The sequence below is a fragment of the Luteolibacter arcticus genome, from assembly GCF_025950235.1.
GTDB lineage: Bacteria > Verrucomicrobiota > Verrucomicrobiia > Verrucomicrobiales > Akkermansiaceae > Haloferula > Haloferula arctica.
The window spans coordinates 289,210-302,846 of record NZ_JAPDDT010000001.1 but is presented as its reverse complement, the minus strand read 5'-3'; the positions used below and the strand labels follow the sequence as shown (position 1 = coordinate 302,846).

The 13,637-nt window shown below is 63.0% G+C and carries 7 protein-coding genes; 4 read left to right on the top strand and 3 right to left on the bottom strand.

Going from position 1 to position 13,637, the window contains the following annotated elements; all coding sequences use genetic code 11:
• The first annotated feature begins 23 nt into the window (after positions 1–23).
• The 3 genes from OKA05_RS01205 to OKA05_RS01195 are packed head-to-tail and all read left to right on the top strand — an operon-like array spanning position 24 to position 7,662.
• Positions 24–1,328 carry a toll/interleukin-1 receptor domain-containing protein gene (locus OKA05_RS01205; protein ID WP_264485259.1) on the top strand — a complete coding sequence of 435 codons (1,305 nt, stop codon included), beginning with the start codon at positions 24–26 and terminating at the stop codon, positions 1,326–1,328.
• 6 nt (positions 1,329–1,334) lie between these two features.
• Entirely contained in the window at positions 1,335–5,270 is a 3,936-nt protein-coding gene (locus OKA05_RS01200) for an SUMF1/EgtB/PvdO family nonheme iron enzyme (RefSeq protein WP_264485258.1), read from the top strand.
• A 52-nt stretch (positions 5,271–5,322) separates the two neighbouring features.
• The gene (locus OKA05_RS01195) at positions 5,323–7,662 is read left to right on the top strand and encodes a RyR domain-containing protein (RefSeq protein WP_264485257.1); all 2,340 of its coding nucleotides are present in this window, start codon (positions 5,323–5,325) and stop codon (positions 7,660–7,662) included.
• Between the two features lie 30 nt (positions 7,663–7,692).
• On the opposite strand, the gene OKA05_RS01190 is transcribed toward OKA05_RS01195, so the two are convergent.
• Positions 7,693–8,682: an alpha/beta hydrolase family protein gene (locus OKA05_RS01190; RefSeq protein WP_264485256.1), complete on the bottom strand. Its 990-nt coding sequence runs from the start codon at positions 8,680–8,682 to the stop codon at positions 7,693–7,695.
• A 119-nt stretch (positions 8,683–8,801) separates the two neighbouring features.
• On the opposite strand from OKA05_RS01190, the gene OKA05_RS01185 reads away from it, so the two are divergent.
• A complete protein-coding gene (locus tag OKA05_RS01185; RefSeq protein ID WP_264485255.1) occupies positions 8,802–9,080 on the top strand; it encodes a hypothetical protein in 279 nt (92 codons plus the stop codon).
• A gap of 83 nt (positions 9,081–9,163) precedes the next feature.
• Here the strand turns inward: OKA05_RS01185 and OKA05_RS01180 are convergent, their stop codons facing one another.
• On the bottom strand, positions 9,164–12,658 hold the full coding sequence (locus tag OKA05_RS01180) for a DEAD/DEAH box helicase (RefSeq protein ID WP_264485254.1): 3,495 nt from the start codon (positions 12,656–12,658) through the stop codon (positions 9,164–9,166).
• A gap of 165 nt (positions 12,659–12,823) precedes the next feature.
• On the bottom strand, positions 12,824–13,564 hold the full coding sequence (locus tag OKA05_RS01175) for a dienelactone hydrolase family protein (RefSeq protein ID WP_264485253.1): 741 nt from the start codon (positions 13,562–13,564) through the stop codon (positions 12,824–12,826).
• Between the last annotated feature and the right edge of the window lie 73 nt (positions 13,565–13,637).

Here is a 13,637-nt window from a genome sequence, read left to right as displayed (position 1 = left end):
TTCGTGAGCGATCACTGATCCCGGTGATCGGACCGGGCGTCATCACCTTCGGCGACGACGACGAACCGCTCTACCCGTGGCTGGTGAAAGAAGCGGCGCAACGGCTCGGCTTGAATTTGGTGCCGAACGACCTGCATCACCTGGTGTGCGAAGCGCTCCGGACCGGCAGCAAGGTGAAGGACGTTTGCTACGAGGTGGATGAGTTGCTGCGGGATCCGGCCCTCAAACCCGGCCCGACGCTCAAGCGGCTGGCGTCCCTGGCCCAGTGCCGCCAGTTTTTCACGCTCGGCTTCGACCCCTTGTTTCTGCGGGCGCTCAACGAGGTGCGCGGCAACGGCTGGGAAGTGACGCGCGCCTGGTGCTTCAATTTGAAGGACAAGGCGGAGGATCTCCCCGATCTGGAGAAGGTGGGCACCTTTCTCGGATACCTCTTTGGCAAGGTCTCGTCCAAGCCGGGCTTCCATCTGTGGGATGCGGATGCAGTGGAGTTTGTTTTGAAGCTCAACATGCAGATCCCGAGTCTGAGCAACTTGGGCGGAACCCTTGCCAACAACAACCTGCTCTTCATGGGGACGGATTGTTCGGACTGGCTGGTGCGCTTCCTCCTTCGGGCCATCCGCCAGCGCCCGCTGAATGAAGAGGCGGAAGCGGATCTGTTCGTGGCCGATCCCACTCCGGACGGCCCGGATCACCCGGGCACCCAGAAGGAAGCCGTCTTCTTCTATGACAGCATGCGCGGGGACATCTCGGTAATGCCCGTCGATCCGCTCGATTTCGTCCGGCAGTTTTGCGATCTGGCCTTGGATCAGGAGCCACCGCTCAGCGCGGGTGTGATCAAAGGCACCGACGTGCCCATCCCGCAGATGGAGCCGGGCATCCCGAACGGCGCGGTGTTCATCAGCTACGCCCACATGGATTCGCCCGCCGCATTCCAGTTGGTGGACCGCTTGCACGCCGCCGGCTGCCTCGTGTGGCTGGACACCCAGCGCCTGACGTGCGGCGACCACTTCGAGCACGAGCTGGAGGACGCGGTCATGAAGCATTGCGGATTCTTTGTCTCCGTCATCTCCAAGACGACCGAGGGACGGGCCGAGGCCTACTTCCACAAGGAGCGCAACTGGGCCGCCACCCGGGCACTCAACATGCCCGAAGCACGGCCGTTCTACTTTCCGATCGTGATCGACGAGACTCCCGTGCCGCTGCGCCACGAACCGCGTCAGTTCAACCGCATCGACCTCGAGCGCGCCCCCGAGGGAGTCATCAGCGATGAAGTCTGCCAACGGCTCTTCAAACTTCAGCGCGATCTTTACCCGCCCTCCTCCTCCTGACCTCCGATGGCCGACACGATCACCACCCCTGCCGGCGCTACGCCGGACCGCCCGTGGCTGGGCCTCGCCCATTTCACGGCGGCAGACCGGGACTACTTTTATGGCCGTGAGGAAGAGATCCGCCATCTCGCCGACCGGGTCCGGCGGACCCCGCTGGTCATCCTGTATGGAGTTTCGGGCTACGGAAAATCATCGCTGTTAGGGGCGGGCTTGATCCCCACCTTGGAAGAAGTCGGATTCGCCGTCACGATGATGCGGCGTTGCTACGAGGCCTTGGCCGAACGCCCGCTGGTGGACGATGTCATCGCCGAGATCCTCGCACGACATCCCGGCGCGAAGCTCAGACCTGCAGACCGCCCCCCCACGCTCTGGGAGTTTTTCCACGATCTCACGCAGCCTTGGTTTCAAGAGCCCGGTAGCGACAGCGAAGCCACGGCGCGGCCCGTGCTTGTCCTCGACCAGTTCGAGGAAATCTTCACGCGCGGCGAAGACCGCGAGACCCACGACAAGGAAGCGGACGCGCGCGCTCGTGCACATGCCCAGGACTTCCTCGAGCAGCTCTCGGACCTGATTGAAAACCGGCCTCCTGCCGCCTTGCGGGCGATGCTCGAATCGGGCGCCGCGGAGGAACGGCGGGCGATCCTGTCCCAATTCCATTTCGACGCTCGTCCCGTTCGTTGCGTGCTCGCGTTGCGGGATGATTTTCTGGCCCATCTCGAGCGCTGGCGGCGGGCGATGCCGTCGATCATGGAGCACCGGGTGGAACTCCAGCTTCTCTCCGGACCACAGGCCGTCGAGGCGGTCTTCAAACCGGGCACCAAGCGTCCCGATCAACCGCCGATCATTCCGCGGAAAGCAGCCGAAGCGATCGTAAGGCGGGTCGCCCAATTGGCACCGGACACACCGTTGCAGGAGATCCAGGCCGTGCCTTCGTTGCTCAGCTTGTTGTGCGAGCAACTCAACTCGACGCGGCTGGCCGAAGAGAATCCCCTGCCCGAAATCAGCATTGCCGATGTCGAGCTTCGCAGCACCCACATCCTGCAACAGTTCTATCTGGAGTGCTTCGCGTCGATTCCCGTGTCGGACCGCGAAAAGGTACGCGCCTTCGTGGAAGACGGAATGATCTCCGAGACCGGTCATCGCCATCCCGTCGCACGCGAAGCCGCGGAGCATCAACTGAGGAAAGCCGGCGTCCTGGATCCCTCGGGAGTCTTCGACGAACTGATCGGGCGTCGTTTGCTCTCCGCCGAAGAGCAGCGCGGTAGCAGCTTGCTGGAGATCACCCACGATGTCCTGATCCCCCTGATCCTAGAGTCGCGCAACGAACGCCAGGAGCGGTGGAGGAAGGAAGAACAAGAGCGCGAACTCGCCGCGGAACGGGAGAAGCTGGCCGCCGCCGCCCTCCAGTCGCGCCGCCGGCTCTATATCGCGATCGGCATGGCCGCACTGACCCTGCTGGCGGTCGCCAGCGCCATCTTCGGGTTTCTCGCCAGGCGGGAGGCGGTCCTGCAGCGAGATGAATCGCGCTACCATGAAGGCTTGGCGTGGATGTTCCGTGCCCATGTGGCAAAAGAACGTGGAGCGGAGTATCCCGGCATGCTCTTGTATGCCGCGACCGCCATCGGCTTCGAAGGCTCCGGACGCACCGATGAAGCCGAAGTCCCCCACCGCTACATCACTTCGCAACGCGATCGGAGACGTCACGAGGAAGCCACCAAGTGGCTCAAAGGCCTGCCATCGTATCTGCCGGTGTGGAGCAGTCCGCTGGCGCCCGTTCCGCTTGAGGCGCTGGCGGTGAGTCCCTCCGGGCGTCACGTGGCGGCCGGAGGCCAGGATGGCAAGGTGATGCTGTGGGATTTTTCCTCCGCTGGCCCGGCCACCGTGATTTCCACCGATGCTCCCGCCATTGCCGACCTATCGTTCGCACCCGACGGGACGTGCCTGATGGTGGCCACCGGCAAAGAGACCCATTGCTGGAACTTCGAGACGCGCACCTTCTCCGCCCAGCCCCTCGCCGCAGCCACTGCCATCGGCTACGGCAGCAATGCTGAGTCCCTGATCTCGGCCCAAGCCTCCGGCGAGCTCTCCATCCGGAATGATGGCCAGGAGATCATCCTCCAGACCGGCTCGCCCACACCCGCCGCCAGGATCGCCCAAGACGGAGTGGCATCCAGGACGGTCGCTACCGTTCCGGATCGCGGACTGCTGGTGTTCTTCCCGGAGGTGGGCAAGGCCGCCAATGCCTGGATGAGCGAAGGTTGGAATTTACCCAAGCCGTCTAACACATCCCCTCCCCCGCAATGGCTCTGCAGCGACGCCTCGGCAGCAGCGATATCCCCGGATGGAACCTTCCTGGCCGTCGGTAGCCGGAATGGCTCCATCAGCATTTGGGACGCCGCCACCGCGGTGAAGCTGGCCGAGATCTCGCCCGACCAACGCCACCGCGACCGGATCCTCGACCTCGCTTTCCGTTCGGATGGGTTGGCACTCGTCAGCGCTTCAGGCGACGGCCGGATCCGGATCTGGCGATTGGCTCCGGCCCAGCCGGCGCCATCGCTCGTCGCCACCCTGACCGGCCACATCGGCCCCGTGAACCGGGTGCGCTTTCTCGCCGGCGGCGAACTGCTTGCGAGTTGCGGCGCGGACGGCAGCGCCAAGCTCTGGAACGTCTCGGAGCAAACCTCCAATCACAGCGGCCTCTACCGCTATGTCCGCGAAGGCTGGTATCGACTCGGCTTGGACACCGATCCACCGCGGTGGGGAGGAAAGTCCGGCTTCATCGATCTCCCTGAGACATCTCTCCCCTTCCTATGGCAGCGTCCATCTCCTGCGACAGGAGTGATGACTGTCCTCCAATCCGAACAGGAATGGCCCGGAGTCATCTCGCTGATGCCGGGCCTTTCCGAGGCGGATCGAATGACGACCGCCAGCAAGGTCACGACCTACTTGTCCGAAGAAGCTGACAAGGGTGCCGCGGCGGGTCGCTGGAATCTGGTCCGGATGCGACTCAGCCAATGGCGGAAGATCGGCCGACCTGCGAGCGAGACCTTGGAGCGGCTTGAACGGGAGGTCGCCGTCTTGGCCAGCGAGGGAAAGAACTTCACGACCGGGGATCAGATCGACTTGGTCTGGTGTCGTGCGGGCACCTTCACGATGGGCAGCCCTGACACCGACCCCGAGCGCCGGGATGAGGGCGAGATTCCGCATCAAGTGACGCTCTCCACCGGCTTTTGGATCGGAAAGCGCGAAGTCTCCCAAGGGGAGTGGAAGACGGTCATGAACAGCAATCCCTCCGAGTATGATGAACTCGGAGCACAGCATCCGATCGAGCGAATCGATTGGCACCAGGCGATGGATTTTTGCCGCAAGCTCACCGACCGGGAGCGGGCTCGTGGCAGCTTGCCCGCCGGCTGGGAATACTCGCTGCCTACCGAGGCCCAGTGGGAGTATGCATGCCGTGCCGGAGGCCAAAGCGTCTATTGCTATGGCGACGAACCCGGCGAACTCCATGCCTACGGTAATTTCAGGGACCTGAGCAACGCAAAGGTCTTCCCGCCCGATCCGCAAAATCCCGCCGACCTGGCCCAAGATGACGGGCAACCGGTCACGTCACCCGTCGGCCGCTATCAGGCGAATCGTTGGGGTATCCACGACATGCACGGCAATGTCCGCGAGTGGTGCAGGGACAGGTTGGTTCCGCAGAACCAAAAGCACTTCAAACCCGGGGATGTGGTCCCGCCCGATCCGCTGGGCGACAATGGCAATGGTCGTGAAATACGGGGCGGATCGTGGAAATCCCATCCGCGCGATTGCCGCTCCGCCCGTGGCTTTGCCCAAGCTGCAACCAGCTCCACTCCGGATGTAGGCATGCGGGTGGTCCTCACGCGGATCCGCGAGGCACCGGCCGCCGGCGCAGTCAAAGCCCCGGCCTCCAACGACTGACCTAACAGCGGGCTGCCATCGTTGATGATTCCCCCTAAAGCACCAACCCACCATGCCTGCTTCTGCCTACCGCCCGAGACGGATCGATGCGTCCACGATCGAGTTCACCGTAGAGCAGCAAGCGATCATCGAAAGCCTTGCCGAGCAAGTGCATGACGAATGGTCGGAGGGTCGCATCTCTGCCGGCTGGATCTATGGACCGGAACGCAGCGACTCCCGCAAGGAAACCCCCTGTCTGGTTCCTTACGACGAGCTTCCCGAGAGCGAAAAGGAGTATGACAGGCGCACTGCCGTTTGCGCGGTGAAGGCGATCATGCTGATGGGATATGATCTGGTGCCCAATCCGGTCCGATTGCCAAGCGGTTCCCGGGAGGGGATGAAGAAACATCTGCTGGAGTGCTTGCAGACGCCGGGAAGCGGCACCGCCGCCGCGGTCTGGCGTATCTGTGAGTCGTGGGGGAATGCGGAGATTGGCCTTGAGCTCCTGCTCTCCCTTGCCAAGACGGCGCTCGCAAACGGCGAACTATGGATCTGCGGAGAGGTGCTCGCGCGGTGGCATTCCCACCACGAACAGCAGAATGATGATGCCGCGGATCCCATGTTCCGGCTGATCGAGGCTCGCTTTCTGGTGCAAACCGGGGCCTACCTGAAGGCGCAGGAAATCCTCCTCGGACTGACCGCAGCCGGCCACCAGGATGGCGAGACGCTCGGACTTCTTGCCCGCACCCGGAAGGATGCTTGGTGCGACGCCGAGACGGTGCGACGCCGGACCGAAGCAGTCGCTCCCGATTCGGTGGAAGCAGTGGCGGCCGCCGCGGCGGCGGACCGCGCGCTTGAAGCATGCCGTCGCGCCTGCATGGAGGCATTCGCCGCGGAGCCCGGGAATTACTACCCCGGGATCAATGCGGCCACCATCCACCTGATGGCGGGGCGACTGGCGGAGGCGCGGGAACTTGCCAGCCGTGTAATTGAGCTTTGCCATCGCGAGGTGGAGCAAGCGGGGCCGAATGCCTGGAATCTGGCAACCATCGCGGAAGCGCACGCGATTCTGGGAAACGCCGACGAGGCGCACCGCTTTTACACCGAGGGTGCCCGTCAAGCCGGCGCGGGCCTCCGTGATGTCTGCGCAACCCGCAAACAAGCCCGCTTGATCGCCGGGAAGCAAGGATGGGGCAGAGACCGGTTCGACCCATGTTTCGGGCTTCCCCCGGTGATCGTGTATGGAGGCCACCGGGTCGATGAGAGCTATCGCGCCGAGGCACGCTTCACCCCTGAGATGATCGGCACGGTGAACGGGGCCATCGGCGACTTGCTCACGTCCCTTCGCAAGCAAGTTCAACCCCGGTTCCCGCTCATCGCATTTGGATCGGCGGCGGCAGGCGCGGACATCCTGATAGCAGAGGCTCTCACAGCGCAGGCCCCGGTCGAGGCCACCTTGGTGCTCTCCAGTCCGCGGGAGAACTTCGTGCAGTGCAATGCCGAGTATGCCGGATCCGACTGGGCGGACCGCTGCCGGGAGCTGATGACGGGTGCCTACGAGGTGATCGAGGCCAGCCGGCACCAGCCCGTGCCGGACTCCCTCAGCTACCAGTACGCGCAGGAAGTCATGGCCGGGCTCGCCTGCATGAAGGCGGATTTTCTCGGGCTGGATATTCGGCCGGTCGCTGTCTGGGACGGGCGGCCTGGCGACGGATGCGGGGGAACGGCGGATTTCGTGTCGTTCTGGCAGCAGCGCGGCCACGCCGTGGACATCATCGCGCTGGGTGGCGGCCCATTCGGAACCACGGTGGAGCGCCCGGCCGCACCTCGCGCGCGTTTCTGCTTCGGCTTCCAAGAGCAGCATCTCAAGGCCATGCTCTTTGCGGATGTACGGCACTTCAGCCGCCTCACCGAGGCTCAGTTGCCATTGTTCGTCGAGAAATTCATGGGTACGACTTCTGCCGTCATCGCGCGATCGGCGCATCGGCCCGTGGTCATCAACACCTGGGGTGACGAATTCTACATGGTGTTCGACACCATCGAGGACGCCGGCATGCTGGCGTTGGAATTGCGCAACGCGCTATGTCCGCCGCCGCAGGGCGAAGCTCTTTGGGAGGCTGCGGGCCTCCCCGCCGAGCTAAGCGTGCGCTTCGCCGTGCACGCCGGACCGGTCTTCGCCATCGCGGATCCTGTCGTGCGGCATCTGTCGTTCACCGGACGTCACACCACGCAGACGGCCCGGCTCGAGCCTGTGACCAAGCCCGGGGAAATCTTCGCCACCCGGGAGTTCGCGGCGCTTGCGCATCTGCAGGGGATTCGCGGCTTCACCTGCATCTATCTCGGCAGGACTGATCTCGCCAAAGGCTACCGCGACAACGAAGCCATCTACCAGATCATCCCGCAAGCGACCTGATCCGGCCGCAAGAAAGGGTATCGGGTGCCGTCATTCCTTCGCCTTCCCGTTGCTCTCCCATCTGTCGGCGGCAACCAGCACCGAGCGAGCCTTCTCGCCATTCAGCCAAGCCTTGGCCTCCGGCTTGGCTTTCAATTCAGCATCCCAAAAGGCGGTGGTGAGCGCCAGAATCGCCTTGTGATAACGAGTGGATCCCGCGGCAGATCCGGCCTTCTCGCGTTGGCCGAAGTCCATGTGGGTCGCTTGATCGAAGACCACCTGCCATGCCGGTGCTTGATTGAGATGCGGGAAAACCTTCAAGCGATCCGCCGGGGTGGTATTGCCGATCGGGCTGTCATCGCGGGTGCCGGTCAGAAGCAGACAGGGGATCTTGATCCCGGCAAACGACTTCGCCGGATCACCAATCGCCGGAGGACTCGGGCTCATCATCACCGCGGCATCGATCCGCGGCTCGGCCAGCGACAATCGCGGCCGTGCCCCCTGCCCCGCCAATGCCTGCGTGGTCTGGGCACCGAACGAATGCCCAGACATGCCGAGATGCTCGAGATCCAGCCTGCCGGACAAAGCATGGTCCTTTTCTCCGTTCCAGCGGGTTAGAGCGTCGATGACCGCGGGGACATCCTTGGCCCGGTTGAGATAGTTCTCGATCGAAGCGGCCTGTTTCATCGCGCCCATCCTTTCCAGCATGGCGGCATCCTTCCAGACACTTTCGTCGCTGCCGGGATGCTGGACGAAGACGACGGCATAGCCGCGCTTTGCCCAATGATTCCCCAGGTAGGGGCTGTTGTCCCGGGATCCACCGAGACCATGGGAAAAGAGAATCACCGGAGCCGCGTCCTTTCCCTCCGGCAAGTAAACACGGATCGGCAGCGTGCGGTTCCGCCCGGCGTCCTTCACCTCGAAGGTCTTCGAGACGATCTCCACCTCGGGCACTTTCAGCGGATCGTACGCCAGAGGCTCCGCAGCGACGAATCCGGCTGTGGCAGCCATGGCCAAGACCCACACGGCAATTGATTTCATGATGGATGAGTCAACCCGCCCATCCCCGTTGGGTTGCGCGCGATGCCAAAGCCGCGGGGTGGCCGAGTGCTGCTAGAAAACCCTTGCGTGGCCGTCGCCCGTGCTTATCTCCGCCGGATATGCTCCCGTCCGAAGACTCCCGCATCCCGATCCGCGAAGGCTACTACTTCCTCATCATCGTCCAAGGTGAGGAGGTCACCCACTACACGCCGGACTTCGGTCTCTCGCATGTGGACTTCGTGAAGCGCAAGGTCGGCAGCCTTCCGGACGGGGCATGGGTCGGCTCCGCGAGCAAGAATGATGGTCAGCTCTCGGCCGTGAATTCCTTCACCTTCTATCGCAACCAGCTCCCCGGTCCGGACGCCACGCAGCGAGCGGTCTTCAAGAAATTCCGCTGACCGGGCTCGTGGATTCTGAAACACGCAGAAAGGGCGGACCTTGCGGTCCGCCCCCTGTGAGATGCTTGGTTTGCTGATGGTGATCAGCCGTTCTCCTCGTCCTCGCCGCCGTGGTTGAGGATGAACTGCAGGTCTTCCAGTCCGAGGTTCGAGGCGAAGCCTTCGTCGCCGAGCACGTTCGTCACGAGCTGGGTCTTCTGGTGCTGCAGGATGCGGATCTTCTCTTCCACGGTGTCGCGGGTAAGCAGACGATACGCGATGACCTTGTTCTTCTGACCGATACGGTGGGTTCGGTCGATGGCTTGGTTTTCCACCGCCGGGTTCCACCACGGATCGTAGAGGATGACGTAGGAGGCCGAAGTCAGGTTCAGACCGGCGCCACCGGCCTTCAGCGAGAGCATGAAGACGGACGGATCCTTCGTCGTCTGGAAGCGTTCGATCTCGCCCTTGCGGTCCTTGGTCTGGCCGGTGAGGTAGTGGAACGGACGGGCTTCGAGTTCGAGGCGCGCCTTGATCAGGTCGAGCATCGAGACGAACTGCGAGAACACTAGTACTTTGTGGCCTTCCTCGTGGAGCTGGTCCAGGAGGTAGAAGAGCGACTCCATCTTGGCGGACTCTTCCTTGAGGTACTTCGGATCGATCAGGCCGGGGTGACAGCAGATCTGGCGAAGACGCATCAGGCCTTGGAGAATGGCGAAGGAGTTCTTCTTCACCGCTTCATCCGAGTCGAGACCGAGCAGGGCCTTCTGGATGCGCTTGAGCTCCGCCTTGTAGAGCTCCTGCTGGATGTTCTCCATCTTGGAGTAGACCTCCTCTTCCGTCCGCGGCGGCAGGTCCTGGGCCACCTGCAACTTGGTGCGACGGAGCAGGAACGGACGCAGGCGGGCGGCCAGACGGTTCTGCGACAGCGGATCCTTCCGCTTGTCGAAGCGCTTCTTGAAGTAAGCGCGGCTGCCAAGCACGCCGGGCATCGCGAAGGCCATCAACGACCACATGTCGAGCAGGCGGTTCTCAATCGGCGTACCGGTGAGGACCAGGCGGTTCGCGGAATCCAGCTCGCGGGCACACTTGGCGGCCTTCGAGTCCGGGTTCTTGATCTGCTGGCCTTCGTCGAGGATCGTGGTCAGCCACTTGATCTCGTTGAGCAGGTCGCCACAGACGCGGAGCTGGGCGTAGTTCAGCACCAGCATGTCGATGTCCTCCTGGGTCTCCTTGACGTTGAGGTCCTCGCGGTTGCGAAGGACTTTCACGCGGACACCGGGAGCGAACTTCACGGCCTCGCTCGCCCACACGTCCAGGACGGACTTCGGACAGACCACCAGCACCGGGCGGTGAGCTTCTTTGTTCTTCTCGGCCTCTTCCATCAGCCAGAGCACGTAGGTCAGCGACTGGATCGTCTTACCGAGACCCATGTCGTCGGCGAGGATGCCTCCGAAGTTGTTGGTCGCGAGGTAGGCGAGGAATCGGAAGCCATCGACCTGATACGGACGCAGCGTCGCATTCAGCTTGTCGGGGACATCCGGCATCACCTCGATCTGGATGTCGCCGGCACGGTCCTTGATGCGCTTCCACGCCTTCGGGTCGAAAACATCGGCCGCCTTCGGGTCGGCGAGCTGCAACGCGTGCATGCGGTGCGTTTCGCCGGAAAGGTCGAAGGGATCGAGACCCAGGCGGGTGACCGCCTCGCGCTGGTCGGCATCGAGCTTGATCTCCAGCCGCATCCACGAGCCGTCATCCATGCGGACGTAGCCACCGCGTGCGGCGACGAGCTGGCGGATCTGCGCCTTGGAAAGATTGACGCCTTCCACATCGATCACGATGCGCAGGTCGAACCAGTCGATCTCCTGGTTGATCACCTCGAAGCGGACTGCCGCAGTGACCGGATCGTTAAGGATCGACTTCAGGCGGAGGTCGATATCGAGCTCCACCGACTCCGGCATTGCCTTGATCCACTCCGCGAATTTCTCCGGGAATTGCTTGGTGATGCGGGATTTGAAGGAGAGGAGCTTCTCGTCGTAGGTGAGGCCCATCTCATCGAGGAGGGACGGCACCGGATAAAGTTCTTCGCGAGCGAAGCGCAGCAGCTGCTTGCCCTTGAGCGCGGATTGCTCGACGAGTTCCCAGCCTTCCTTGGTCAGGCGCTCGGTGCGGCGTTCCTTGGACTCGATCGCCGTCACATCGATGACGAGGTGCTCGGTTTCCGCGGCCGTCAGGCCGGCGACGAGCTTCATCTCGAACTTCGGCTTCAGCTCCAGATCCACCACGCGCTTCTTCAGCGATTCCGGCAGGGAGGCGCCGATCTTGCGGAGGAATTCCACGCCTTCCAGCGAGTCGATCACCCGCTTCGGGATGAGGTAGCGCGGCATCACTTCCGTCTCCTCCAGCCAGCGCGGCGGACCGGGGAACACCGTTTCATCGGACTGATAGAGCTCCTTGCGGCCCGGCAGCATGCGCACGGAGTGGGAGACGTTCTCACCACTGTCCGTCACGAGTTGCAGGGCGAAGCTGCTAGGATCGTAGGGGTCGTCTTCGCAGACCCACTTGAGGGCCTCGGTCACGACCTTGAACTCGCGTTCGTCCAGGTTCACCAGATAGCCTTTCAAGGCCGGCTGGCGGAACACACGGTTCATGAAGCGGCACGCTTCCTCTTGGTCGAAGTCGAAGGTGATGTCGCTATGGTCGCGGTAGTAGGCGAGGAAATGCTCCCACAGCACCTGGCTGGAGGCATCCATACGCAACGCGGCCTGATGGTGCATCGTGACCAGGCGCTCGATGTCGCCCTTCTCGCGAATCTGGGTCCAGAGGCCGTTGACGCCTTCCTTCACCTCGAGTCGGGCTTCGTTGATCGTCGCGACCAGGCGGAAGGCCACCTCGATCGGCGGTTCCTGCGGTGGGCGCTCGTTGACCTGCTCGATGCGATCGTACCAGGACGCGACCTCGCGCTCCTGCTCCCAATCCGCCATCTTCTTCTGAACGTGCGCCAAATCGGTGATCACGTTCATGAAGTCCGGGTAAGGGAGCTTCTTCTTGTAAAAGGCGTAGGCGAGGTAGTTCCAGAATTCCAGGATGTCACCCGGCGGCATCGGCCACAGCTCGAGCGGCTCGTAGGTGGTGATTTCCCAACGCGGCGTGATCCGGACCATGTCGTGGTCGTGCAGCTCGCCCTCGATCACGTAGCGGCGGTAGCGCTTCTCGATCTTGGAGACGAAGTCCGCCTCCTTGTCGTCCAGCTCGCGGCCCAGCTTCTCCTCGATGATGTCGAGCACCGGGGTGTCGTCGAATTCATTCGGCGACTCCGGCAGGTCCTCGCCGCGGTGCATCCGCTCCATCATCGTCGCGTACTGGCACGCGGCGGCGATCAGCTCGTCTTCGGCGGTGCAGGAGCCGAACCAGCGGTTCCCTTGCAGGCGCAAGCTGGTGCGGAAGGTGCCGGTCTCATCTTCGACCCGGCCCTGGATGAAGAGGTGGTTGCCGAAAATCTGGGTGACGGCGCCGTCCTTCTGGAGGCGTTCGCCGCGTTTGCGGGCTTCCTCGGGGAAGCTATTCAGGAAATTCAGCGTCGCTCTGTCCGGATTCATTTGCTCGATGTGCGAAAGGCCGCCGAGCGATTCATTCCGGCACCCTGCTAGAACGGACGCGACGGCGGGCCGCGAGGATAAGCCCCGGATTTCAGAGCCCGCAATAAAAACCTCAGGCGCAATTTTTGCGGAAAATCACGCAGGATTCAGGGCCGCTGAGGACCGTCATTCCAAGGATTCTCCGAGAAACCGCAGCAGGAGCGCCATGCACACCCGCGCCAAGGCCGGATTGTAACGCGCACCTTCGTCACGCAGAAAGGCATGCGCGGCGTTGAACTCATGCCACTCGAATTCGCGGCCGGCTTCCTCCAAGCGCCCATGGATCAGCTCCCGGCCCTCCTGCGGGATGTGCGGATCCTGGCGGCCCCAGACGAAAAGCATCCGGGCCTCCAGTTCACCGATCCGCTTCAACGTGTCGTCATTCTTTCCCGCTCCGAGCGTGGCCGAGTGGACGTCGGTGGGGTAGAAGCATGCCACCGCCGAAATGCCGTCATGGAAGCCGGCGCGCAGCGAGAGATGGCCGCCGAGGCAGACGCCGTGGCTGCCAATTTTGCCGGTGCATGACTCGTGGCCTTGCAGCCATTTCACCAGCACGTCCACATCCTCGTCGTAGGAAGCCAGCTCCTTGGTGAATTTCAGCTCATTGCCACGGTCGGAGCCCGCTTGATCGTAGGCGAGCACACAGCCCAGTGGCTCGAACTCGTGATAAACCTCCGGTACCGCGACCAGATACCCCTCACCCGCCAAGGCCGCAGCCATCCGGCGAATCGGCCCGGTCACCTGGAAGATCTCCGAGAAAAAGATCACCGCGGGATGCTTCCCGCTGCCGGTCGGGGTGAACGTGTGCACCCGCATGAGACCGCGGGAAGTGGTGAGGTCGGTATGGGCTTCGGTCAGCGTGGCCATACACCGACCTTGGTTCGACACCGTGAGGGGGTGAAGGACAATCCCTCCTTCACCTCCCTTGCAACCTGCGCCG